General features: G+C 69.6%; 20 protein-coding genes and 1 pseudogene. 7 read left to right on the top strand and 14 right to left on the bottom strand.

The features are described 5' to 3' along the window. Positions 1-96 precede the first annotated feature (96 nt). Positions 97-855: a DeoR/GlpR family DNA-binding transcription regulator gene (locus tag AC4PMY_RS14320; RefSeq protein WP_491623049.1), complete on the bottom strand. Its 759-nt coding sequence runs from the start codon at positions 853-855 to the stop codon at positions 97-99. A gap of 248 nt (positions 856-1,103) precedes the next feature. Between AC4PMY_RS14320 and AC4PMY_RS14315 the strand changes: the two are divergent. Next, positions 1,104-1,859, top strand: a pseudogene (locus tag AC4PMY_RS14315) (SDR family NAD(P)-dependent oxidoreductase); the annotation flags it as partial. Between the two features lie 76 nt (positions 1,860-1,935). Here AC4PMY_RS14315 and AC4PMY_RS14310 read toward each other — a convergent pair. Together AC4PMY_RS14310 and AC4PMY_RS14305 are read right to left on the bottom strand one after the other, a co-directional pair. Continuing rightward, complete coding sequence (locus tag AC4PMY_RS14310; RefSeq protein WP_491623048.1) at positions 1,936-3,261, bottom strand: MFS transporter; 1,326 nt, start codon at positions 3,259-3,261, stop codon at positions 1,936-1,938. A 153-nt stretch (positions 3,262-3,414) separates the two neighbouring features. Next, on the bottom strand, positions 3,415-4,005 hold the full coding sequence (locus AC4PMY_RS14305) for a TetR/AcrR family transcriptional regulator (protein ID WP_071260499.1): 591 nt from the start codon (positions 4,003-4,005) through the stop codon (positions 3,415-3,417). A 148-nt stretch (positions 4,006-4,153) separates the two neighbouring features. Between AC4PMY_RS14305 and AC4PMY_RS14300 the strand changes: the two genes are divergently transcribed. Then, on the top strand, positions 4,154-4,987 hold the full coding sequence (locus tag AC4PMY_RS14300; RefSeq protein WP_071260428.1) for an alpha/beta fold hydrolase: 834 nt from the start codon (positions 4,154-4,156) through the stop codon (positions 4,985-4,987). A gap of 163 nt (positions 4,988-5,150) precedes the next feature. On the opposite strand, the gene rhaI is transcribed toward AC4PMY_RS14300, so the two are convergent. After that, positions 5,151-6,317: an L-rhamnose isomerase gene (gene rhaI / locus AC4PMY_RS14295; protein WP_175118044.1), complete on the bottom strand. Its 1,167-nt coding sequence runs from the start codon at positions 6,315-6,317 to the stop codon at positions 5,151-5,153. A gap of 82 nt (positions 6,318-6,399) precedes the next feature. Beyond that, entirely contained in the window at positions 6,400-6,759 is a 360-nt protein-coding gene (locus AC4PMY_RS14290) for an L-rhamnose mutarotase (protein ID WP_197479032.1), read from the bottom strand. A 217-nt stretch (positions 6,760-6,976) separates the two neighbouring features. On the opposite strand from AC4PMY_RS14290, the gene AC4PMY_RS14285 reads away from it, so the two are divergent. Further along, positions 6,977-8,269 (top strand): MFS transporter, encoded by a 1,293-nt coding sequence (locus AC4PMY_RS14285; RefSeq protein WP_491623047.1) that lies wholly within the window; start codon positions 6,977-6,979, stop codon positions 8,267-8,269. Between the two features lie 18 nt (positions 8,270-8,287). Here the strand turns inward: AC4PMY_RS14285 and AC4PMY_RS14280 are convergent, their stop codons facing one another. Beyond that, on the bottom strand, positions 8,288-9,157 hold the full coding sequence (locus AC4PMY_RS14280) for an NAD-dependent epimerase/dehydratase family protein (RefSeq protein WP_491623046.1): 870 nt from the start codon (positions 9,155-9,157) through the stop codon (positions 8,288-8,290). Between the two features lie 39 nt (positions 9,158-9,196). Here AC4PMY_RS14280 and AC4PMY_RS14275 point away from each other — a divergent pair, with 39 nt between their 5' ends. Beyond that, complete coding sequence (locus AC4PMY_RS14275; RefSeq protein ID WP_491623045.1) at positions 9,197-9,805, top strand: DNA alkylation repair protein; 609 nt, start codon at positions 9,197-9,199, stop codon at positions 9,803-9,805. 85 nt (positions 9,806-9,890) lie between these two features. Here AC4PMY_RS14275 and AC4PMY_RS14270 read toward each other — a convergent pair whose 3' ends face one another. The 3 genes from AC4PMY_RS14270 to AC4PMY_RS14260 form a co-directional block, all read right to left on the bottom strand. Further along, positions 9,891-11,333 (bottom strand): arabinose isomerase, encoded by a 1,443-nt coding sequence (locus AC4PMY_RS14270; RefSeq protein WP_491623044.1) that lies wholly within the window; start codon positions 11,331-11,333, stop codon positions 9,891-9,893. Between the two features lie 101 nt (positions 11,334-11,434). Further along, positions 11,435-12,496 carry a LacI family DNA-binding transcriptional regulator gene (locus AC4PMY_RS14265; RefSeq protein WP_071260426.1) on the bottom strand — a complete coding sequence of 354 codons (1,062 nt, stop codon included), beginning with the start codon at positions 12,494-12,496 and terminating at the stop codon, positions 11,435-11,437. A gap of 130 nt (positions 12,497-12,626) precedes the next feature. Further along, the gene (locus AC4PMY_RS14260; RefSeq protein WP_121292188.1) at positions 12,627-13,556 is read right to left on the bottom strand and encodes an aldo/keto reductase; all 930 of its coding nucleotides are present in this window, start codon (positions 13,554-13,556) and stop codon (positions 12,627-12,629) included. Between the two features lie 48 nt (positions 13,557-13,604). Between AC4PMY_RS14260 and AC4PMY_RS14255 the strand changes: the two genes are divergently transcribed. Beyond that, on the top strand, positions 13,605-14,018 hold the full coding sequence (locus AC4PMY_RS14255) for a PLD nuclease N-terminal domain-containing protein (protein WP_071260424.1): 414 nt from the start codon (positions 13,605-13,607) through the stop codon (positions 14,016-14,018). A 33-nt stretch (positions 14,019-14,051) separates the two neighbouring features. On the opposite strand, the gene AC4PMY_RS14250 is transcribed toward AC4PMY_RS14255, so the two are convergent. From AC4PMY_RS14250 to AC4PMY_RS14230, 5 genes are all read right to left on the bottom strand, one after another. Beyond that, positions 14,052-15,122 carry a hypothetical protein gene (locus AC4PMY_RS14250; RefSeq protein WP_491623043.1) on the bottom strand — a complete coding sequence of 357 codons (1,071 nt, stop codon included), beginning with the start codon at positions 15,120-15,122 and terminating at the stop codon, positions 14,052-14,054. Between the two features lie 126 nt (positions 15,123-15,248). Beyond that, a complete protein-coding gene (gene rhaS, locus AC4PMY_RS14245) occupies positions 15,249-16,310 on the bottom strand; it encodes a rhamnose ABC transporter substrate-binding protein (RefSeq protein ID WP_064294864.1) in 1,062 nt (353 codons plus the stop codon). A gap of 70 nt (positions 16,311-16,380) precedes the next feature. Then, positions 16,381-17,493 carry an ABC transporter permease gene (locus AC4PMY_RS14240; RefSeq protein ID WP_491623042.1) on the bottom strand — a complete coding sequence of 371 codons (1,113 nt, stop codon included), beginning with the start codon at positions 17,491-17,493 and terminating at the stop codon, positions 16,381-16,383. Next, positions 17,486-18,538 carry an ABC transporter permease gene (locus AC4PMY_RS14235; RefSeq protein WP_491623041.1) on the bottom strand — a complete coding sequence of 351 codons (1,053 nt, stop codon included), beginning with the start codon at positions 18,536-18,538 and terminating at the stop codon, positions 17,486-17,488. Before AC4PMY_RS14235 ends, AC4PMY_RS14240 begins: the two co-directional genes overlap by 8 nt. Beyond that, entirely contained in the window at positions 18,535-20,088 is a 1,554-nt protein-coding gene (locus tag AC4PMY_RS14230; RefSeq protein WP_491623040.1) for a sugar ABC transporter ATP-binding protein, read from the bottom strand. The genes AC4PMY_RS14235 and AC4PMY_RS14230 overlap by 4 nt, the downstream gene beginning before the upstream one ends. Before the next feature lie 197 nt (positions 20,089-20,285). On the opposite strand from AC4PMY_RS14230, the gene AC4PMY_RS14225 reads away from it, so the two are divergent. Both AC4PMY_RS14225 and AC4PMY_RS14220 read left to right on the top strand, forming a co-directional pair. Then, positions 20,286-20,990, top strand: a complete 705-nt coding sequence (locus AC4PMY_RS14225; RefSeq protein WP_491623039.1) for a response regulator transcription factor — start codon at positions 20,286-20,288, stop codon at positions 20,988-20,990. A 4-nt stretch (positions 20,991-20,994) separates the two neighbouring features. Then, positions 20,995-22,428: a sensor histidine kinase gene (locus tag AC4PMY_RS14220; RefSeq protein ID WP_491623038.1), complete on the top strand. Its 1,434-nt coding sequence runs from the start codon at positions 20,995-20,997 to the stop codon at positions 22,426-22,428. Positions 22,429-22,523 lie beyond the last annotated feature (95 nt).

Below are 22,523 nucleotides of genomic sequence, written 5' to 3'. Positions count from 1 at the left end.
GCGGCTGTCCCGATCTCAGGAGGGCTGTGGCGCGTCGCGGTCGTCGCGGAGCGACGCGCGGGGTGACTCCTGAGAACGGGACGTGGGGGCCGGGCCCTAGAGGAGTTCGACGGCGTCGCGGTAGGCGTCGAGTGCAGGGTCGGCAGGGTCGAGTTCCGTGACGAGGAGGTCGACGTCCGCCAGGGCGAAGCCGACCGCCATCGCGCGCTGTCCCAGCTTCGAGGACGCGGCGACGAGGATCGTCTCGTCCGAGGCACGGGCGAACGCCTGCTTGACCTGCGCCTCCTCGAGGGTGACCTCCGAACTGCCGACGGTCGAGTCGATCGCGGCGGCCGACAGGAAGAAGCGCCGGTAGAGCACCGACGACGCCGCCTGGCAGGCGATGGGGCCGATGAAGCTGTCAGTGCGCGGCTCGGCCTGGCCGCCGACGAGGATGGCCGTGATCTCGCGGTTCGCGCCGGCGAGGAGGAAGTTCGGGTAGGAGTTGGTCGCCACCGTGAGCGTCGACTCGCCGAGCAGTCGACTGATGCCGCCGGCCGTGCTGGAGGCGTCGATCGCGATCGCGCCGTCCGTCGGGATGAGTGACCGGAGCTTCTCGACGATCGCGCCCTTCTCGCGGACGCCCGTCGCGGACCGCTCGGTGAAGGTCCTCGGTCGCAGGGTCGGGATGGCACCACCCCGGACTCGCCGCACCAGGCCGAGCTGCTCCAGGTCGGCGAGGTCGCGTCGCACGGTCATCGAGGACACGTCGAGCTCCGCAGCCGCATCGTCGAGGCGGATGCTGCCGTCGCGTTCGAGGATCGCCGTCAGTCGGGTCCGTCGTTCCTCGGCGCCGAGCGTGCCGGTCGTGGCCATGCCGCCCCCTGTCCATCGGTGTCGGACGTGTCCGTTCGTGTCCGTCTCAACAGGATGTCACAGCGGGAGGGGGCATCGGTCTGGTTCACAACTCAGGAGCACCCCGGCGCGTCGCCGACATGACGCGGTGTGGCGTGCGCGGCGCGCCACGAGCGTCCTGAGTTACGGACAAGCAAATATATATGAGCATCTGGAACTTCTAGACTGGCGCCACGGAAACCACACACGAACCAGTCCTCGCCGGTCGCACGGCGATCATCACCGGAGGCGCCCGCGGGCTCGGGCTCGCGATGGCCACGGCGCTCGCCGAAGCCGGCGCCCAGGTCGCCCTCCTCGACCGGTTGGAGACGGTGGCCGACGCCGCGTCGGTCCTCGATGCACAGGTCTCGCCTGCGGTGATCGGGCTCCCAGTCGACGTCACTGACGAGGGATCCGTGAACGCCGCGCTCGACCACGTCGCGGATACCCTCGGGACGCCGGACATCCTCGTCAACAGCGCCGGGATGACGCACGGCGCCCGCGCGATCGACACCGAGGTGGCCGATTGGGACCGACTCTTCCGCGTGAACGTCACCGGGACCTTCCTCGTGTCCCGGCAGTTCGCGCGACGCTTCGTCGCCGACCGTCGCGACGCCGGTCAGCTCGCGAGCATCGTGAACGTGTCCTCGATGTCCGCCTTCGCCGTGAACGTGCCGCAGACGCAGGCCGCGTACAACGCCTCGAAGGCCGCCGTCTCCATGCTCACGAGCAGTCTCGCGATCGAGTGGTTGCCGCTGGGGATCCGGGTCAACGCCGTCGCACCGGGCTACTTCGCGAGCGACATGACGCGTGACTTCGTCGCCGCCAATCCGGACATGGCCGAGGACTGGGTGTCGCGGATCCCGGCCGGCCGGATGGGTGAGCCGGACGAGCTCGGTGACCTCGTCGTCTACCTCGCCGGAGAGCGCTCCTCCTACGTCGTCGGGCAGAGCTTCCGGATCGACGGCGGGTACACGCTCATCTGACGGGCGATGACGACGACGGCCCGGAGCGCATCGGTGGGATGCGCTCCGGGCCGCTGTCATGCTGGGCCGTTCGGACTCAGCGCTGGGGCACCGTCGGGATGCTCCGCGTCGTCTCCGCCTTCGCCAGGGCGTCCTGGTCGACCCGCATCAGGAACGTCACCGCGAACCCGACGAGGTACGTGCAGGCGAGCGCGATGACGGTCGCCGTCGTGCCGAAGGATGTCCAGAGCAGGGTGACGAGCAGCGACCCGACGAACTGGGAGAGTCCGGCGGAGAGGTTGAGGAGTGCGACCGCGCCGCCGCGATGGTTCGGCTCGAGCGCCGGCATGAGCGCCGACAGTGGGACATAGGCCGCGACCGCGAACCCGAACATGACGACGGCGATCCCCGTGAGCCAGGGGTTCGGCCCGACGACGAGCGGGATGAAGTAGAGCAGGAGCGTGGACGCGAACATGCCGAGGCTCCCGAACCAGCGGACGGTGCGGATCCAGCCGATGCGGTCGCCGAGGATGCCCCAGAGGAGGTTCGTGAACACCGTCACGATGTACACCAGCCCCCACAGCTGCAACCAGGTGCCCTGCTCGAAGCCGATGTCGCGCACGAAGACGATCGGCAGCATGACGATGAACCCGTAGAGCGAGATCTGGTTGATGACGCGCTGGAGCATGCCGTAGGCGAGCTGGACGTTCCGGAACGGGAGGGCGATCGTGGTCGCGAGGGTCTCACCGAGGCCCCGGAGGGTGCGGGGTTCGGAGGTCTCCGGTCCCTTGCCGCGCACGAGGACGCCCGCGAGCACGCCGCCCACGGCGATGAAGGCGATCGCGCCCCACATCGTCTCGACGGCTCCGAACGCCGGGATGGTGAAGCTCGGCAGATAGGACCCGAACACGCCGACGCCGACCGAGTACGAGCACCAGAACCAGCCCATCGCGGACGACAGCTTGTCCTGCGGAGCGGCGTAGGAGATCCACACGACGAACCCGAAGACGAACAGTGGGTAGGCGACGGCGCGGATGGCGTACATCACCATCATCATCGCGAAGTCGTGCTGCATGATGCCGAAGTACACGAAGCCGGCATGGAAGACGATCCACCCCGCGGCGGCGGCGATCATGATCCGCCGCGGTCCGAAGTACTCGGCCAGCACACCGGAGGCGAACGCCCCGATCGCGACGATCAGGCCGTACACGGTGAAGAGCGAGCCCACCTGGTCGGTGCTGAAGCCCTCGCTCGTCACGAGGAAGTCCGAGAGGAACGCCTGCTCGAGTCCGTCGCCGGTCATGAAGAAGGCGATCGCGACGTACCCCCAGAGCAGCGGGCCGGAGAGGCCGAGGAAGGCCTTCGGTGGTCGGGTGCCGGGGGATCCGACGCTGGGTGCAGGTGTACCGATTGGTGAGGACATGCTCTCTCTCCATTGAGGTGGGACGCGTCGACGGCGCGTGGAACCCGGGGGAGTTCTGAGCAGAAAATATATCAGAGTGTGGCCTGACCACATCCGTTCGCCTCTTTCTGGGCAAACGAGGTTTCGTTCGCCCGGAAATGGGTGAACGAATCGCTAGGGGGCGGCGTCGATGAGCGTCTCGGCGGCGCGACGAGCGTGCAGCGCAGCCTCGGGGGAACCCGTGATGGCGGCGGTGGTCTGGGCGCCCTCGGCGAGGATCGCGAGCTGGGGTGCGAGTGATGCCGGCGCGCCGGCGTCGGCGACGAGGTCGGCGACGTAGTCCTGGAAGGACGCCTTGTGTTCGCGGGTGATGGTGGCGACCGCCGGCGAGACGCCCCCGAGCTCCCCGAAGGTGTTGATGAATCCGCAGCCGCGGAACGAGTCGTCACTGAACCAGCCGGCCAGGTAGTCGTAGATCGCGAGGAGGCGGTCTCGGGGCGTTTCGGCGTCGTCCACGAGGGCGCTGACGCCGGTGGTCCAGATCGCGTGCCGGTACTCCATGACCGCGAGGACGATGTCCTCCTTGCTCGGGAACTCCGAGTACAGGCGCTTCAGCGATACGCCTGCCGCCGAGCGCAGCTCGTCCATGCCGACGGACTGGATGCCCTTCGCGTAGTACAGGCGGTCGGCGGCGTCGACGATGATGTCGCGCACGGAGGCCGGTGCCGCGGGTGCGCCCGCCGGGCTCGGCGACGCGATGGTCATCGTCTGTTCGCTGGTCATTCCATCAGTGTACTTGCATTGAGAACGATCGTTCCCTATGCTGATGGACACCGAGGAGAACGCTCGTTCTCAATTCGGGGCGTGGAACCGGGCGACGAGCCCGGACGCTGAAGACGAAAGGAATCGAACCATGTCGTTCATCACCGTCGGAACCGAGAACAGCACCTCCGTGGAGCTCTACGTCGAGGATCACGGCAGCGGCCAGCCCGTCGTCCTCATCCACGGCTACCCCCTCGACGGCTCGTCGTGGGAGAAGCAGACCGCGGCGCTCCTCGACGCCGGCTACCGCGTCATCACCTACGACCGCCGCGGTTTCGGCAAATCCTCCAAGCCCGCCGAGGGCTACGACTACGACACCTTCGCCGCCGATCTCAAGGCCGTCGTCGACGGGCTCGATCTCCACGACGCGGTCCTGGTCGGCTTCTCGATGGGCACCGGCGAGGTCGGCCGCTACCTCGGCACCTACGGCTCGGAGCGCGTCGCGAAGGCCGTCTTCCTCGGATCGCTCGAGCCGTACCTGCTGCAGACCGATGACAACCCGACGGGCGTCCCGCAGGACGTGTTCGACGGGCTCCTCGCCGCCGTCACCGACGACCGCTACGCGTTCTTCACGAGCTTCTTCGAGAACTTCTTCAACACGGACGAGAACCTCGGCTCGCGCCTGAGCGAGGAGGCGCTGCGGGCCAACACGCAGCTCGCTTACAACGCGTCGCCGTACGCGTCGGTCGCGGCGCAGCCGACCTGGCTGACCGACTTCCGGGCCGACGTCGCGAAGATCGACGTCCCGGCGCTCATCGTCCACGGCACCGGCGACCGCGTCCTGCCGATCGACTCCACCGGTCGCGTGTTCGCGAAGGCGCTGCCCTCTGCCGAGTATGTGGAGATCGAGGGCGCCCCGCACGGCATGCTCTGGACCCACTACCGCGAGGTCAATGAGCAGCTGCTCGCCTTCCTCGCGAAGTAGTCGGCTCGGTCGGTTCGCAATTCAGGTCCGTTCCGGCGCGTCGGCGAACTCGGCCGGCGCACCCGGGGTGACACGCCGCGCGCGTCCTGACTTGTGAACGTCCGGATGTGGATGAAGCCCCGCGACCGGGTCGGTCGCGGGGCTTCCTCGTGCTCGGGTGTGCCTAAGCGCCCCAGCTCGCCTGCGTCCCGCCGACGCGCTCCTCGGCGATGTGCTGCTGGTAGCCCGAGGCCAGGTAGGCGCCGAACGGGTCGGCGGGCAGGCCGCGGCTCTCGCGCCAGGCGGCGAGCGGCCCGCGGACGTCGGTGTAGAACGCGTCCATGAGGATGCCGTTCGCGCCGAGCACGTCGCCGGCCTCCTGTGCCGCCGTCAGTGCGTCGCGGTCGACGAGCAGTGCGCGCGCGGTCATCTCCTGCACGTTCAGCACCGAGCGGATCTGACCGGGGATCTTGTCCTCCACGTTGTGGCACTGGTCGAGCATGAACGCGACCGGCGAGTCGTCGTCGAGGCCGCCGCCGCGGACGACCTCGTAGAGGATCCGGAACAGCTGGAACGGGTCGGCTGCACCCACGATGAGGTCGTCGTCGGCGTAGAAGCGCGAGTTGAAGTCGAACGAGCCGAGCTTCCCGAGACGCAGGAGCTGGGCGACGATGAACTCGATGTTCGTGCCAGGCGCGTGGTGGCCGGTGTCGAGACAGACGAGGGCCTGGTCGCCGAGCTGGGCCACCTGGGCGTAGGACGTTCCCCAGTCGGGGACGTCGGTGTGATAGAACGCCGGCTCGAAGAACTTGTACTCGAGCACGAGTCGCTGCTCCTCGCCGAGGCGGGCGTAGATCTGCTGGAGCGAGTCGGCCAGGCGGTCCTGCCGGCCGCGGATGTCCTGCTGGCCCGGGTAGTTGCTGCCGTCGGCGAGCCAGATCTTGAGGTCCTGCGAGCCGGTCGCGTGCATGACGTCGATGCAGGCGAAGTGGTGGTCGATCGCCTTCTGACGGATCACCGGGTTGCTGTGGGTCAGGCTGCCGAACTTGTAGTCCTCGTCCTGGAAGGTGTTCGAGTTGATCGTGCCGAGCGCTACGCCGTGGTCCTCGGCGTAGCGACGGAGCGCGCTGAAGTCGTCCACGAGGTCCCACGGGATGTGGAGTGCGACCTTCGGCGCGAGGGCGGTGAACTCGTGCACCTTGGCGGCGTCGGCGATCTTCTCCTCGGGCGTCCGCGGGGTGCCGGGCGTCGTGAACACCTTGAAGCGGGTGCCGGAGTTCCCGAACGCCCAGGAGGGGAGTTCGATGGCTTGCTTCTCGAGCAGGGGGGTGATGGTGTCGAAACTGGTCATGGTCACTTCTCTGTGCGTGTTCCGGTGGTCTTGGGCGCGTTCACGGCGCTGACTGCAGCATACGTGAATCGTTTCAATGATGCTACTCGTGCAGGGCGGCGAGCTGGTCCTCGAGGTGGAACACCTCGGTGAGCTGGAGGAAGCCCTGGTCCGGCGGGAGGTCGAGGTCGACGAAGAACTCACCCATCTCGGCCTGCCAGCGGGCGTTGACCTCGGTCTCGGCCATGCCGGCCTGGGCCGCTTCAAGGGACGCCGTCTCGAAGTACCCGATGAGGAGGCCGTCGTCGCGGACGAAGAGCGAGTAGTTGTGCCAGCCGGTGTCGGCGAGAGCCCGCAGCATGTCCGGCCAGACGGCGGCATGGCGTTCGCGGTACTCCGCGAGGCGCTCGGGTTTGACCTGGAGCTGGAAGCACACGCGGTGCAGGGGTCGGGCACTCGTCATCGAGGCGCACCTTTCGGTTCGGTTCACGGACACTCTGAATCGATTCAGAGGATCGCAAGCAGCGTATCCGGGCGATCGGCCGCGGGTCAACGGACCGGCTGACCGGACGTCTGAAGATCTGGACAGGGTGCATCGACCGTTCGGCGTTCAGGGCGCGCCCGTCGTCCGCGACGATCACCCCTGGACACCCCGGAGCGAAGTCCCTAGCGTGGAACGTATGGCTGCCGACGACGCGCCACCCGATGCACCCACGATCGACGGTTCCGACGGTTCGGAGGAGACGACCGTCGCCTCGGAGAGCCCGCACTGGCGTCGCGACGTCGCGGTGTTCCTGTCCGGCCAGACGGTCTCGCTGTTCGGCTCGATGCTCGTGCAGTACGCGATCATGTGGCACCTCACACTCGAGACGAAGTCCGGTGTGGTGCTCGCGTTCGCCGCCGTCGCGGGGTTCCTGCCGCAGGCGATCGTGTCGATCTTCGGCGGGGTGTGGGCCGACCGCATGAACCGCAAGCTGCTCATCATCGCGGCCGACGGCTCGATCGCCATCACGACCCTCGCGCTCGCGATCTTCCTCATCAACGGCGCCGCCGAGCTCTGGCTCATCTTCCTCACGCTCGCGATCCGCTCGGTCGGCGCGGGTATCCAGATGCCGGCGGTGTCGGCGCTCATCCCGCAGATCACGCCGACCGACAAGCTCATGCGGGTCAACGGCATCAACGGATCCATCCAGTCGGCCATGATGCTCGTCGCGCCGGCTGCAGCCGGTGCGCTGTACGCGAGCGCGTCGCTCGTCGCGATCTTCTTCGTCGACGTCGTCACGGCCGCCATCGGGATCGGGTTGCTGCTGCTCGTGCCGGTGCGCACACTCGTGCGCTCGGGCGAGCGTCCCGGCTACTTCGCCGACCTCACCGAGGGTGTGGGCTACGTCTGGCACCACGGCTTCGTGCGATGGCTGCTCATCCTCTTCGCGATCGTGTTCCTGCTGGTCGTCGCGCCGTCCTACCTCACGCCGCTCATGATCGCCCGCACCTTCGGCGACGAGGTCTGGATGCTCACCGTGAACGAACTCGCCTTCAGCGTCGGCATGGTCGGCGGCGGCGCGATCATCGCGATCTGGGGCGGCACCAGGAACCGCGTGCTCCTCATCGTCGGGTCCTCGGTGGTGTTCGGGGCGCTGTCCATCGGGCTCGGACTCTCGACCAACCTCTGGGTCTTCTTCGGCTTCATGTTCCTGCTCGGGATCGCGGTGCCGTTCTTCTCGACGACGTCGATGACCCTGCTGCAGGAACGCGTCCAACCGGAGCGGCAGGGTCGCGTGTTCGGGTTCGTCGGCATCGTCATGGCGGTGTCGATGCCGCTCGGGATGATCGTGTTCGGGCCGCTCGCCGACATCGTGTCCGTCGAACTGCTCCTCGTCGTCGCCGGCGTGCTCACCTTCGTGGTGCTCGCCGTCGCCGTGCTCGTGCCGTCCGGGCGACGGGCGATGGCCGAGGTGACGAAGCAGCCGTGATCCGCTCTGGCCGTCCGGTCAGGGGAGCTGCGCCGAGTAGCCCTCGCGGTAGGTGGGATAGCGGTAGGTGAATCCGGTGTCGCGGAGGGCGGCCGCCGTGATGCGCTTGCCGCGGTGCGGTTCTTCCGGGGTGCGACCGGCGTCGTCGAGCGTCGGGTGAGCGACGCCGAGTCGATCGGCGAGGAAATCGGCGACCGTCGACAGCAGGACCGGCTCCTCGTCGATGCCAGCCACGACCGGCGGGAGCGATGCCGCCGGCAGGTCGAGCAGGTGCACGATCACGGCAGCGGCGTCGTCACGATGGATGCGATTGGTCCAGCCGGAGGGCCGGGTGACGCGGCCGTCGCGGACCTGGTCGACGAACATCGTGGCCGTCGGGCCGTAGAGACCGCCGAAGCGGATGGTGCTCGCCTCGGGCACGGCGGCGAGGACTGACTCCTCGGCCGCGAGCAGGGCGCGTGCGGTGCCGGTGGTCGGGACGGCCGGCGTGGTGTCGTCGATCGTCTCCCCACCGTCCTCGCCCCACACCGCGGTCGACGAGACGAACAGGATGCGGGGTGGGGTGCCGGGGAGCGCGGCTACGGCAGCGAGGAGGTACCCGACACCGTCGCGGTAGAGGGCGTCATAGGCCTCGACCGAGCGTGCCCGGGGCGCAAGGGCCACGACGATCGCCGTCGTGTCCGCAGGAAGGTCGGGGACGGAGGTCGTGAGGTCGCGGAGCTGGAGGGTGAAGCGCCCCTCGACCGAGCCGGGCGCTGGGTTCGGCTCGGGGGCAGGGTTCGACTCGGGCGCCGTGCGCTTCACGCCGACGACGTCCTCACCACGGGCCAGGAGCCTCCCGGCGACGTCGGAGCCGAGCTGTCCGAGTCCCACGATCACGACGGTCATCGCTCCACCGTACCCGGCGGCAGGGGTGAGAATGGTGGGATGAGTGCTGTGGGGGAGTTCATCGACGCGGCGCTCCAGTACGAGGGCGACGGCTATCGCGCAGCGGACGTGGCCGAGCGGCTGGGCGATGGACTTCAGTCCTACGGGTCCTCGGTCGGTGCGGTCCGCGGCACCGTGCGGGACGCGCTCCGGAAGTTCCGCGGGCTGGAGCACGACGAGCTGACAGCCCTCGCCTCGGAGCTGTGGGCCGTGCCGGTCTTCGAGCGCCGGCTCGCCGCGATCGTCCTGCTGCAGTCGAGCGTCCCGGTGCTCAAGCGCACCGACCTGACGCGGATCGAAGGTTTCGTCCGCGCCGGTCGAGTGCCCGAGCTCGCCGACCCGCTGGCTACCGACGTCATCGGACCGCTCCTGGAGCGCCTCGACGGGACGCCCCGGACCAAGGCCGAGAGCGTCCTCGACCGCTGGATGCAGGACGAGCCCTGGTTGCGACGTGCGGCGCTGCTCGCCCCGATCCGCGAGCTCGGTGCGGGTGGCGGCGATGTCGATCGCGCCACCCGTCGGCTGGCCGTCGCCCTGGACGGCTTGCAGCGGCCGGCGCCGATCGCCGTGGTGGAGCCCGCGATGGAGCGTCTTCGCGCCGTGCTCTGATCCGTCCTGTCGCGAGCGCCCTTCGACAGGCTCGGGGACCGGGTTCGGCTCGGGGACCGGGTTCAGCGCAGGGGCCGACGCGGACTCACACCTGGCGGAAGTCGATCCCCAGGAGGCTCGCCGCAGCCCGGTAATCCGCCGCCCGGTGCCCGAGCGACAGCGACCAGTGGTGCCCGATACCGGTCGCGCTCCACTCGTCCACCCAGACACCCGGGTCGCGCCCGAAGTCGACGCGGCTCGTCGTGTTGCCGATCGCGAGCAGCGGGCCCGGGACGACCTCGCCCTCCGAAGCGACGAAGGCGAGTGATCCGTCGCGGTCCTGTCCCAGCCCCAGCAGTGTGACGGGCCCGTGGCGCACGTCGAACTCGACGCTCACGCCCCAGCCGCGCTTGCCGTGATAGACCCCGAGTCCGCGCAGCAGCGGGTCGCGGGAGCTGACGGCGAGGTGCGCCGGACCGTCGTGCCCCATCTCGACGACTCCGTCCTCGAAGTCCAGCGCCTGGATCTCGCAGAACGACCCACCGGCGCCGACGACCTGGGTCGCGAGCTGTGCGACCGTGGTCCGCAACTCGTACTCGCCGGTCGTGGGGACACCGCGAGCGGTGAGGAGGGACGCGCCGAGGATCATGCCGGCGCCGAGTCGCTCGTGCTGTTCGCCGTCGCGACCGCGGTGGTAGTAGGCGAGGCTGTCGAGCGCGAACTCGTCGACGAGCCGATCGAGCCCGACCGACACCTTCGCTCCCCACGCGAAGTCGTCCTCGACCACCGTGTCGTCGAGGGTGAAGACCTCCCTGGCGAGGGCCATGCGGTCGGCGACCTCGGCGTCCGTCACCTCCTCGACGAGGACGCGGAGGTCGTCGAACTCCACGACCTCGACGTGCGAGCCGAAGGTGGTCGGCAGCAGGGTGAGGTCGGTGGAGACGTCGAGCATGCCGGGGTAGACGTGGCCCATGAGGCCGTGGCGGGCGTGACGGAGGGCTGCGCGGACGTGCGCCGCGTGGATCCACTGCGAGATGCGGTCCCACGCCGACTCCTGACGCAGCCACCCCGACACCGAGCGGAACGGGATGCCCGCCCGTCGGAAGACGTTGCCGACCTCGGGCACGGGGCACTGCCCGCAGTAGGCGAGCCAGGCGCCGGTGTCGAAGCTCGCGTGGTCCATCCGCTCGGTCGGCTGCAGGTCGATGACGAGGACCGGGGTGTTCGCGCGCTGGGCGATCGGCAGGACCATCGAGGAGGTGAGGTAGGTGGTGAGGAACAGGACGATGAGGTCGCAGTCCCCCTGTCGGAGGTGTTCCGCCGCGGCGTCGCCCTCCTGCGCGTCCGAGATGAAGCCGACGTCGACGACTTCGGCGTCCATCTGCTGGAAGCGTTCCGAGACGTACCGGGCCGATTCCTGGAGCTGGGGGAGCAACTCCGGGAACTGCGGCCAGTACGTGCCGAGGCCGCCGGCGACGAGGCCGATGCGGGGCTTCCGCCGTGCCTTCGGGGTGAGGAGCGGGTGGGCGGCTGCTGCGGTGTGGGTCATCGTCGATCCTTGGGTGGGTGCGGGTACGGGAGTATTTAATCGATTAAATACTGGTGACGACTGTACCCGGGCGTCACCGCCGCGTCCAGCCTCGCCGCTGCTCAGGCAGGCAGGGGAGCGGACTCGCGGACGACGAGATGCGGCTCGAGCGTCCGCGTGACGTGCTCGTGTGCCGCGCGGTCGGCCCCCAGCTCGGCCAGGAGGATCTCGACGGCCAAACGCCCGAGCTCATCCTTCGGCTGCTCGACCGTGGTGAGCGGCACCCGCCCGTCGGCTGCGAGCGCGAGATCGCCGTATCCGACCACCGACACCTCGTCGGGCACCGCGAGACCACCGTCGTTCAACCCCCTGATGACGCCGAGCGCGAGCTGGTCGTTCGTGCAGAACACGCCGGTCGGACGCGGTGTCTCTGCCGCGATCCGACGGCCCGCGATGCGCCCCGAGTCGACGGTCATCTCGTCCACGGTGACCTCGCGGAGGTCGTCGGGGTCGAGACCGGCCGCGACGAACGCGTTCCGGGCACCCTCGCGTCGATCGGCGCACTGCGGGATCGCCAGGTCGCCGTTCACGAGCACGATCGACCCGTCGGCGCGGGCGGGAGCATCGCGTCCGGCGGACACTCGGGCGGGATCGGCGAGCAGGTGCGCGACCGCGAGTTCCCCGCCGTGCACGTCGTCGATCGCGACGGAGCAGCCGGTGCCCTCGGGAGCGGTGCGGTCCATGAGCACGAGGCGGCTGCCGACCCGTCGCAGCTGGGCCAGCCGGGAGGCGTCGGCCGTCAACGGAGCGACGAGTGCGCCGGCAGCCCGGTGCTCGGCGAGCATCTCGAAGTGCCGGAGTTCGAGGTCCGGGTCGTCATGGCTCACGCAGAGCGCGACCGTGTAGCCGTGCTCGGCCGCGGCCTCGGTGACCCCGCGGGCGATCGCCGAGTAGAACGGGTTCGCGATGTCGGGGATGACGAGGCCGATGAGCCGGTTCGTGCCCTGTCGCAGGGTGGCGGCGGCGCGGTTGGGGACGAAGTCGAGCTCCTCGATCGCCGCGAGGACGCGCTCGCGCGTTGCGGGGGCGACGATCTCGGGGCGGTTGAGCGTGTTGGAGACGGTCGCGTTCGAGACGCCGGCGAGTCTGGCGACGGCGGCGAACCCGATGTCGTGCTTCGCCATGCTGCCCTCCGATTCCACTCCGAGCGTACCCGGCGCGCCCCTCGTCCCGTTCTCAGGACTCCTCCGGTGTGGTGGGGCGATCTCCGCCCGACACGCCGCGGAAGTCCTGAGAACGGGACGGAGGCGACCGCTACGGGAGGGTGTGGCCAGCGGCGGTGAAGAGGCGGTACCACTCCTCGCGTGACAGCGTCACGTCGGAACCTGCGGCCGCTTCCTCGACGCGCGACGGCTTGGTGGTGCCGAGCACGACCTGGATGTTCGCGGGGTGCCGGGTGATCCACGCGGTCGCGATGCCGGACGGCGTCACGCCGTGTGCGGCTGCGAGCTCGTCGAGCACGTCGTTCAGCTCCGCGTAGTGCTCGCGGTCGCCGATGAAGACGCCCGTGAAGAAGCCGGCCTGGAACGGCGACCACGCCTGCAGGGTCATACCGGTCAGGCGGCTGTAGTCGAGCATCCCGTTGTCGCGGTCGATCGACTGGTCGAGGCCCGCCATGTTCGCGGCGACGCCCGACGCGATGATCGGGGCGTGGGTGATGCTCAGCTGCACCTGGTTGACGATGAGCGGCTGCTCGACGGAGCCCTTCAGCAGCTCGACCTGTGCCGGCGTGTGGTTGGAGACACCGAAGTTCCGGACCTTGCCCGAGGCCTGCAGGGCGTCGAACGCCGAAGCGACCTCCTCCGGCTCGACGAGGCTGTCGGGGCGGTGCAGGAGCAGGAGGTCGAGGTAGTCCGTCTTGAGGGCGGCGAGCGACTCGTCGACGGTGCGGAGGATGTGCTCCTCCGAGAAGTCGAAGAAGCCCGGGCGGATGCCGACCTTCGACTGGATGAGCACCTGCTCGCGCTCGGCGGCGGTGAGGGTGACGGCGTCGCCGAAGCGGCGCTCGCAGCCGTGACGCTCCGAGCCGTAGATGTCGGCGTGGTCGAACACGGTGACGCCGGCGTCTCGTGCGGTGTGGAAGAGGGTGCGGATCGCCTCGTCGTCGAGGGGCTCGATGCGCATGAGGCCGAGGACGATGCTGGACGCGGTCAGGTCGGTCTGGGGCAGGGGGATGGTCTTCATCCGACCATCCTGGCCGAACCCACCGATGGTCTGCCTAGGATTGACGACATGTTCGTGTTGTCGTTGCTGCTCATCGTGCTCACGATCATCGCGCTCATCGACGTGGTGGGTCAGCCCGAGCCCGTCGTGCGCAACCTGCCCAAGATCGTGTGGGTGCTGCTCATCGTCTTCATCCCGCTCATCGGCGTCGGACTGTGGTTCCTGCTCGGCAAGGACTGGTCGAACAGCCGCATCAGGTTCCCCGAGCGTCGGCCGCGCAGTGCGTCCCGTTCGAGCGGCTCCTGGGGTCCCGCGGCATCCTCGTCACCCTCGCCGTCCCAGCCCGACCGCGCGGTCAGCAGCACCGAGGAGCAGCTCGCGGCCCTCGAACGCGAGATCCAGGCCGCGGAGGACGCCGAGCGCATCCGCAAGCTGGAAGCCGAGCTCGCGCGGGACGACGACCGTCGCGACGAGCCCCGCTGACCGCTGCTGCGCACGACGCGGTCCGCACGACGGTCAGTCGAGGACGGCGACGAGGATCTCGGCACCGACGACGAGTCCGGCGACCACGAGGACGGGGACGAGCACCCAGTTCCGGCTCGGACACAGTCGCGCCCCACGGGTGGTCCCCGCGTCGAAACGCGACGGACGCGGGGTGACCGGACTCATGCGGGCGATGCGTCCACCGAGCTTCGGGACGACCAGGTCGATGAACCGGAACAGCCGCAGCGTCTCCGACGCGTCCCAGAGCCGGAAGCTCCCGCTCGTGGTGACGAAGAGGTTGTCGTCGACGATCTCGATGTCCCAGCGCCGGCCGTGGTCGATGAGGAGCGCCATGACGTCCGGGGTGAACACCTGCAGTGCCTCGACCTGGAAGTCGCGGGGGACGTAGAGGGCGAAGTGCCGGTCGAAGTCGCCTTCGAGGGAGACGAGCTGTTCGTGTTCGACGGTGCGTGCGATCCCGCGACGCGCGCCGCCGTTGTTGGCGACACCGTCGAGCAGCAGGTGCGGTGACCGCGTGGGCAGGGAGACGTGCACGAAACCGACCGAACCGCGGGTCTTGCCGGCACCGCCCGAGGCCGAACGCTCCGAGAGGGTCGCGTCGCCGATCGTCACGCCGACCGTCGCCGGCCCGGTCCGTCCGCGGATCCGTCGCCCCTCCGGACTGAGCAGCTGGTTCGCGACCGCGATGTGCAGGCCCGTACCGAAGACGACGCCGACCGGTGGGGGCGGCGCACCGTTGGCCCGGTACTCCAGACCGTTGTCGGCGGCGAAGCGACGAACGCGGAGGAGGCGACGCTCGGTGAGCGGTTGCGTCAGGAGGAAACCGCCGAGGACGACCGCCAGCACGGCGACCACGGCGACGATGCCGGCGACGATCTCGATCCCGCTGCCGAGGCCCTCCCATCCGTCCGGGAGACGCAGCGGCAGGCTGGTGGCCGCCCACCAGAGGTACAGCCCGCTCGCGACGACCACGCCCGCGCCGACGGCGGCGTCGCGGAAGACCCAGGGCTGGTCGGCGACGACCTCCTTCCACGGGAGGTGCCGCGTCAGCTCGGTCGTGTCGGGCTCGGCGGTCGGAGGCACAGCGTTCACGATATCGCCGCCATCGGATGCACGTGCGGTTCACAATTCAGGACGCGAACGGCGCGTCGCCCCCGGATCCGAGGGTCCGGGGGCGACGCGCCGAGATCGTCCTGAATCGCGAACGGGTCAGAAGTCGTACTTGTCGATGTTCGACGCGTCGAAGGTGGTCGGCGGGCCGACGATGACGGTGCCGTCGGCGCCGACCTCGCGCTCACCGAGGTCGCCGGCCTCGAAGGTGTCGCCCTCCTTGCCCGTGATCGTGCCCTCGGCGAGTGCCTTGCCGGCGAACGCGGCGACGTAGCCGAGCTGAGCCGGGTCCCACAGCGCGAACGCGGTGACGGTGCCGTCCTTCACGAACGGACGCATCTCGTTCGGGAGGCCGAGGCCGGTCAGCGCGACCTTGCCCTTGTACTCCGAGGTGGAGAGGTAGCGGGCGGTCGCGGCGATACCGACCGTCGTGGGCGAGATGATGCCCTTGAGGTTCGGGTGCGCCTGGAGCAGACCCTGGGCCTCCTGGAACGACTTCGTGTCGTCGTCGTCGCCGTAGACCTTCGCGACGAGCTTGATGTCCTTGTAGTCCGGGTTGGAGGCGAGCTCCTCCTCCATGTACTTGATCCACTCGTTCTGGTTCGTCGCGTTGGCCGTGGCCGAGAGGATCGCGATCTCGCCCGAGCCGCCGATCTGCTCCGAGATGAGCTTCGTCTGGATCAGGGCGACGTCCTTGGCGACGACCTGGGAGATGAAGACGTCGCGGCAGTCCTTGCTGGTGTCGGAGTCGAACGCGACGATCTTCGCGCCGCCGTCGCGGGCCTCCTTGAGGGCGGGGCAGACGGCGTCGGGGTCGTTCGCCGCGATGACGATGACGTTCGTGCCGGCCTGGGTCTCGGCGTTGATGAACGACACCTGGCTGGACGCGCTCGCCTCGAGCGGGCCGACGACCTCGGTGGCGCTGAAGCCGGCCGCCTTCGCGCCGTCTTTGCCGCCGCCGAGCACGACGTCCGTGTACGGGTTGTTGAGCTGCTTGGGGATGAAGGTGATGCTCTCCGCGGCACCGCCGCCACCACCTGATCCCGCGGAGTCGCCGGTGGCGCACCCCGTCGCGATGAGTGCGAGGGAGGCTGCTGCGGCGATGAGGGCCGCTGCGCGACGGGCCGGACGGCCTGCTGCGCGGTTTCGAATCGACTGCATTGTCTGTTCCTTTCTGGATACGCCTGGTGCTGTGGCGTGGGGTGCCCCGAGGGCTGCGCCGATCGGGAGATCAGTGCTGGGGCAGGCTGCGTCGGATCCGTCGGTGGTGGTTCCACTGCTTGACGGATTCGAAGATACTGGGGCCGACCACCGAGGCGATCAGCAGGGTCCCGGTCACGATGATGAGAACGACGTCGGAGACGCGGCCGAGCCGGAGCGCGTAGTTGATGGTGCCGATGAGCAGCACACCCGCGACGACGCCCGGGATGGAACCCTTACCGCCGAAGATCGAGACGCCGCCGAGGAGCACTGCCGCGATGACGGCGAGTTCGAGCCCGGAGGCGTTGTCGCTGCGGGCGCTCGAGTAGCGGAGCGTCCAGAACACCCCCGCGAGGGCGGAGACGCCGCCGGTCGCGACGTAGAGCCAGAACTTCGAGCGGGCGACCTTGATGCCGACGAAGCTCGCCGCCTCCGTGCTGTACCCGAGCGCGTAGAGCCCGCGGCCGAAGGGGGTCAGGTGCAGGACGACCCCGAAGGCGAGCACGACGACGACGACCCCGACCATGACCACGGGGACGCCGGTCGAGCCGATCTTCGACGTGAAGAACGCGGTGAGCTCGGGTGGGAAGTTCGCGACCGCGTTGTCGCCGATCACGACGAGCGCGAGGCCGCGGAACAGCGCGAGCGTGCCGATCGTCACCGCGAGCGACGGGAGTCCGACCACCGCGATGAGGAAGCCGTTGAACGCGCCGGCGACGACTCCGACGAGCAGCCCGATGAGGAGGACGACCCCGATGTCCATCCCGCCGCCGGCCCACAGCACACCGATGACGGCGCTCGTGAGGCCCGCGGTGCTCGCGACGGACAGGTCGATCTCGCCGGTGATGATCACGAGCGTCATCGGCATCGCGATGAGGAGGATCGGGATCACGTCGAGGAGGAGGAAGCCGACGGTGACGGGGGAGGCGAACCGCGGGATGAGCAGGCAGGCGCCGATGACGACGACGAGCAGCGCGTAGATCATGATGGCGTCGCGGCCGAGCAGGATGCGCGAAGCGCCGGTGCGGCCCTTCGGTTCGGCCACGAGCACGCCGGTGGTGTCGGTGCCGAGCGGGCCGGAGCCCTTGGAGAACGGAGCCTTCGGGGTGGTGCCCGAGGTGGTCGGGGTCTTCAGATCAGACATCGCGTGCCTCGCTCATTCGCAGTTTCTTGGCCGTACGGAGGCTGGCGACGCGGTCGATGACGATCGCGGCCAGGATGAGGATGCCCACGATCGCCTGCTGCCAGAACTTGTCGACGCGCAGGGCGGTGAGGGCGCTCGTGATGGTGGTGAGGAGGATCGCGCCGATCGCGGCCCCGGCGACGGAGCCGCTGCCGCCGAAGATCGCGACACCACCGACGACGGCCGCTGCGACGACGTCGAGCTCCATGCCCGACCCGGTGGTCGCGCCGACCGAGTTGAAGCGGGAGGCGTAGAGCACGCCGGCGAGTCCGGCGAGCAGGCCGTTCGCCAGGAAGGCGAGGAACACGCGGCGGCCGACCGGGATGCCGAACAGCTTCGCGGCGTCGGGGTCCGACCCGATCGCGTAGAGGTCGCGGCCGGACCGTGCGCCGGCCATGTAGACGGCGACGACGACCACGACGAGGATCGCGATGAGGGTGATGACCGGGAAGCCGAGGACGGTGTCGACGGACAGTTTCCCGAACGCGTCGGGTCGGTCGTCCGCGAAGTACTGCGTGCCACCGGCCCACGCGTTGTTCAAGCCTCGGTAGATGTAGAGCGTGCCCAGGGTGATGACGAGGGCGGGGACCTTCGCGATCGTGACGAGCGCACCGTTGATCGCACCGAGCACCGCGCCGAGCAGCATCGCGATGGCGAACACCGCGATGATCGGCAGCTGCGGCATCGTCGCGAACATCGTGCCGGTCGCGAAGGCGACGAGCCCCAGGATCGAGCCGACGGACAGGTCGACGTTGCGGGTGATGATGACGAGCGCCTGACCGACGGCGAGGATGATCATGATCGTCGCGTTGAGGAGGAGGTCCTTCACCCCCTGCGCCGACAGGAACAGCGGGTTCGCGAGGTAGGTCACGAGCACGAGGACGACGAGGGCGACGGTGACCGGGAGTTCCCGGAGTCGCACGATCGACGCGATCGGGTTCGTCGTGCGCTCGGTCGCGACGGTGACGGGGCCGCCGCCTCCCGGCTTGGTGGTGGTGTCGGTCATCGTGCGCCTTCCAGGGAACCGGTGGCCGCGTGCATCACGGTCTCCGGGGTCGCTTCTTCGCGGGTGAGCTCGGCGGTGATCCGGCCCTCGTGCATGACGAGGACGCGGTCGGCCATGCCGAGGACCTCGGGCAGTTCGGAGGAGATCATGAGGATCGCGATGCCGCGGCCGGCGAGTTCGGAGATGAGGCGGTGGACCTCGCTCTTCGTGCCGACGTCGATGCCGCGGGTGGGCTCGTCGACGATGAGGAGGATCGGCTCGGTCGCGAGCCACTTCGCGAGGACGACCTTCTGCTGGTTGCCGCCGGAGAGGGTGGAGACCGCGTACTCCTGGGAGCCGGTCTTCACCTGGAGGCGGGCCGACCATTCCTCGGCCGCCTGGCGTTCGCGGCGGCCGGAGATGATCCCGAACCGCGCGAGCCGGTGGCGGAGGGTGAGGGTCGCGTTGCGGGCGACCGACAGGTCCATCACGAGACCCTGCTTGCGACGGTCCTCCGGGACGAAGCCCATGCCGGCGTCGATCGCCGCCTGCGGGTCGCCGGCCTTGACCGGCTTGCCGTCGAGCGTGACGCGTCCGGTGTCGTAGGGGTCGATGCCGAAGACGGCCCGGGCGACCTCGGTGCGCCCGGCGCCGACGAGTCCCGCGAGGGCGACGATCTCACCCGAGCGCACCGTGAACGAGATGTCGGAGAAGACACCGGCGCGCGACAGCCCGTCGACGGTGAGGGCCGCGTCACCGATCTCCGCGTCCTGCTTGGGGAAGAGGGCGGCGATGTCGCGACCGACCATCTGCCGGACGATCGCGTCGACCGTCGTCTCGCTCGTGACGTGCGTGGCGATGTAGCGGCCGTCGCGCATGACCGTGATGCGGTCGCACAGCGCGAAGACCTCCTCGAAGCGGTGGGAGATGAACATGATGCCGGCACCCGCGTCGCGCAGGGAGCGGGCGACCTGGAAGAGGCGGTCGACCTCGACGCCGGAGAGCGCGGCGGTCGGTTCGTCCATGATGAGGACCTTGGCGTCGAGCGAGATGGCCTTCGCGATCTCGATGATCTGCTGGTCGGCGATCGACAGGCCCTCGGCGACGCGGTCGGGGTCGATCTGGACGCCGAGGCGGTCGAACAGGGCGCGGGCGGCCTTCCGCATGGCGCCCGTGCTGATGAGGCCGAGGCCGTTCTTCGGCTGGCGGCCGATGAAGATGTTCTCGGCGACGGTGAGGTCGGGGAACAGGGTCGGCTCCTGGTAGATCACGGAGATGCCCGCGGCCTTGCTGTCGGCGACCCCACGGAAGGCGACGGGCTTCCCCGCGAGGGTGAAGTCGCCGGCATCGGGGGTGTAGAGCCCGGCGAGGATCTTCACGAGCGTGGACTTCCCGGCGCCGTTCTCACCGACGAGCGCGTGGATCTCGCCGGCCTCGATCCGGATGGTGCCGTCGGCCAGGGCGACGACGGGGCCGAAGGTCTTGGCCGCTCCGATGAGGGAGAGCGCCGGCTGGGCGCTGCGCCCGGCGGGCTCGGTGCGCGCCGGCTGCGCTGGATGGTCGATCGTCATTGAGGGTCCGTTCCTCCACGGTGAGGGGCTCGCTCCCGGCGGGATGTGAATCGATTCAGGGTCGGGAGCACCTGCACTGTATGGCCGCCGGATCGCGGGCGGCAAGGCGAAGTGGTCGTTCCTGACAGGACCTTCAGAAACGGTGCCCCGGTCGGCTCGCCTAGGCTGTGGATGCTCGATGGCGAAGGAGGACGACCGTGCGGATCCTCGTCGTCGATGACGAACGCGAGATGGCTGGCCTCCTCTCCCGCGGTCTCGGGTCGGACGGCCACGACGTGACGACGGCGTTCGACGGCCCGACCGCACTGGACCTCGCGCGGCAGGCGATCGCGCCGGCATCCGGTGGCGACCCGGGCTTCCAGGTCGCGGTCGTCGACGTCATGCTCCCGGGGCTCTCCGGATTCGCCGTCTGCCGCGAGCTCAAAGGCCTCGACCCGACGCTCGCGGTGATCCTGCTCACGGCGCGCGACGCCGTGGACGACCGGGTCCGAGGGCTCGATGCGGGGGCCGACGACTACATGATCAAGCCGTTCGCCTTCGCCGAGCTCGCCGCGCGGATCCGCGCGGTCCGGCGGCGGGACGCGCTCACCGTGCAGCCACGCTTGGACGTCGGTGGGCTGACGCTCGACCTGCACCGGCACCGGGCACGCGTCGGTGACCACGACGTGCCGCTGAGCGGGACCGAGTTCGACGTCCTCCGGGTGCTCGCGAGCGAACCGGGTGTCGTCGTCTCCCGGGCGGCCATGCTGCGGGAGGTCTGGGAGACCTTCGACAACATCGACCCGAACGTCGTCGACCAGTACATCAGCCGCCTCCGTCGCAAACTCGACCTGGCCGGGGCTGGCGTCCGCATCGTGACGAGCCGCGGCGTGGGGTTCTCGCTCGTCGCCGCAGGGAGCTGAGGGCGTGTCGGCGGACCGTCGCCGGTCGACGCGGCACCACGGCATCCGCACGCGGATCGCCGGGGGCAGTCTGCTCATCGCCGTCGTCGTGTCGCTCTTCGCCGGGCTCGCGATCAACGCCCAGCTGGAGCGCATCGTCCGCGACGGCACCGTCCAGGCGCTCCGCAGTGACGGCGCGCAATACGTGTTCGCGCTGCAGGCGAGACCCGACGACCCGCTCCAGGGGCCCGGCCTCGGGACCCGCATCGCCGTCATCGCCCCCGACGGCTCCATCCCGGTCTTCAGCCTGCCGACGACGCTCGCCGCGCCGCTCCCGGCGCTCGCTGCGACGCGGGAGGTCACCACGGTCGACGCCGGTGCCGCCACCTACATCCTGTTGTCGCAGCCCGTGACCGTCGGTGGCGACACCTGGTACGTCATCGCCGGGCGCGACGAGGCTGAGGAGACGACCGTCCTCGTCCAGATGCGGCTCCTCCTCGTCGGGTCCTTCGCGCTCCTCGTCCTCGGTGTGGCGGCCGGCGGGTGGATCCTGACGACGGTGTCGCTCCGGCCCGTCACCCGGCTCCGGGTGAGTGCGCAGAGCCTCAGCGAGCGGTCGACCGACGAGGTGCTGCCGGTCGGCCGTGCCGACGACGAGATCGCGCAGCTCGCGATCACCCTCAACGACCTCATCGAGCGGCTGCGGGCCTCGGCCGACCGCGAACGGCAGCTCGTGTCCGACGCGAGTCACGAGCTCCGGACGCCGCTCGCGATCCTCCGAACCCAGCTCGAACTCGCGCGCCTCGAGGACTCGTCGCGCGAGCAATTGCTCGCCGACATCGAGGGGGCCGAGCGCAGTGCGACGCGGCTGTCGGCGCTCGTCACCTCGCTGCTCGAGTTGTCCCGCATCGAGGCGGCGACGCCGGAGGAGCGGACGAGCGCGGCCAGGCTGGAGGCCGACGTGCTCGAAGCGGTCGAGCGCGCACGGTTCCGGGTCGCCTCGGACGACGCGCTGGCCGGGATCGAGGTCGAGTACGTGAGTGCGATCGCCGAGAGCGGGCCGGGGGATGGCGCGGCGGTGTACGCCGTGCGCGCCGACGAGGTCGGCCGGGTCGTCGACAACCTCGCGGGGAACGCGCTGCAGGCGTTCACCGAGCGCGGGGGTGCTCCGCGCCGGGTGTCGGTCATGCTCGACGACGACGGTGGTCAGCTCACGCTGCGGGTGTCGGACAACGCGGGAGGGCTCGACCCGGCCTTCGAACCGCGGGCGCTCGAGCGGTTCAGTCGCTCCGACGCGACGCGGTCCTCCGGGCACGGTTCCGGTCTCGGGCTCGCGATCGTCGCCGCCATCGCGCGCAACGCGGGTGGGGAGATCGTGCTCCGCAACCGTCCCGGCCACGGTCTCGAGGTCGTCGTCACCCTGCCCGTCGCGTCGGCCAGGCCGGGCGATCCCGCCTGATCGTCGCCCGTTCTCAGGAGTCGTCCGGTGTGTCGGGGTCGGGCGGGGGCGCCGCGCCGGAGAACTCCTGAGTCGGGGACGGATGTGGGTGGGTG

It is taken from the genome of Plantibacter sp. MDV22-iso1 (genome assembly GCF_058408345.1).
Note: the sequence above shows the minus strand (reverse complement) of the source record. Positions and strands in the feature narration are given on the sequence as shown.

Bases quoted from the DNA above. Each gene is read 5' to 3' on its own strand.
- AC4PMY_RS14320 (WP_491623049.1), bottom strand. From the start codon at position 855: ATGGCCACGACCGGCACGCTCGGCGCCGAGGAACGACGGACCCGACTG.
- AC4PMY_RS14290 (WP_197479032.1), bottom strand. From the start codon at position 6,759: ATGACGAGTGCCCGACCCCTGCACCGCGTGTGCTTCCAGCTCCAGGTC.
- AC4PMY_RS14265 (WP_071260426.1), bottom strand. From the start codon at position 12,496: ATGGCGAAGCACGACATCGGGTTCGCCGCCGTCGCCAGACTCGCCGGC.
- rhaI (WP_175118044.1), bottom strand. From the start codon at position 6,317: ATGACCAGTTTCGACACCATCACCCCCCTGCTCGAGAAGCAAGCCATC.
- AC4PMY_RS14270 (WP_491623044.1), bottom strand. From the start codon at position 11,333: ATGACCCACACCGCAGCAGCCGCCCACCCGCTCCTCACCCCGAAGGCA.
- AC4PMY_RS14285 (WP_491623047.1), top strand. From the start codon at position 6,977: ATGGCTGCCGACGACGCGCCACCCGATGCACCCACGATCGACGGTTCC.
- AC4PMY_RS14310 (WP_491623048.1), bottom strand. From the start codon at position 3,261: ATGTCCTCACCAATCGGTACACCTGCACCCAGCGTCGGATCCCCCGGC.
- AC4PMY_RS14305 (WP_071260499.1), bottom strand. From the start codon at position 4,005: ATGACCATCGCGTCGCCGAGCCCGGCGGGCGCACCCGCGGCACCGGCC.
- AC4PMY_RS14300 (WP_071260428.1), top strand. From the start codon at position 4,154: ATGTCGTTCATCACCGTCGGAACCGAGAACAGCACCTCCGTGGAGCTC.
- AC4PMY_RS14235 (WP_491623041.1), bottom strand. From the start codon at position 18,538: ATGACCGACACCACCACCAAGCCGGGAGGCGGCGGCCCCGTCACCGTC.
- AC4PMY_RS14230 (WP_491623040.1), bottom strand. From the start codon at position 20,088: ATGACGATCGACCATCCAGCGCAGCCGGCGCGCACCGAGCCCGCCGGG.
- AC4PMY_RS14280 (WP_491623046.1), bottom strand. From the start codon at position 9,157: ATGACCGTCGTGATCGTGGGACTCGGACAGCTCGGCTCCGACGTCGCC.
- AC4PMY_RS14240 (WP_491623042.1), bottom strand. From the start codon at position 17,493: ATGTCTGATCTGAAGACCCCGACCACCTCGGGCACCACCCCGAAGGCT.
- AC4PMY_RS14275 (WP_491623045.1), top strand. From the start codon at position 9,197: ATGAGTGCTGTGGGGGAGTTCATCGACGCGGCGCTCCAGTACGAGGGC.
- rhaS (WP_064294864.1), bottom strand. From the start codon at position 16,310: ATGCAGTCGATTCGAAACCGCGCAGCAGGCCGTCCGGCCCGTCGCGCA.
- AC4PMY_RS14260 (WP_121292188.1), bottom strand. From the start codon at position 13,556: ATGAAGACCATCCCCCTGCCCCAGACCGACCTGACCGCGTCCAGCATC.
- AC4PMY_RS14255 (WP_071260424.1), top strand. From the start codon at position 13,605: ATGTTCGTGTTGTCGTTGCTGCTCATCGTGCTCACGATCATCGCGCTC.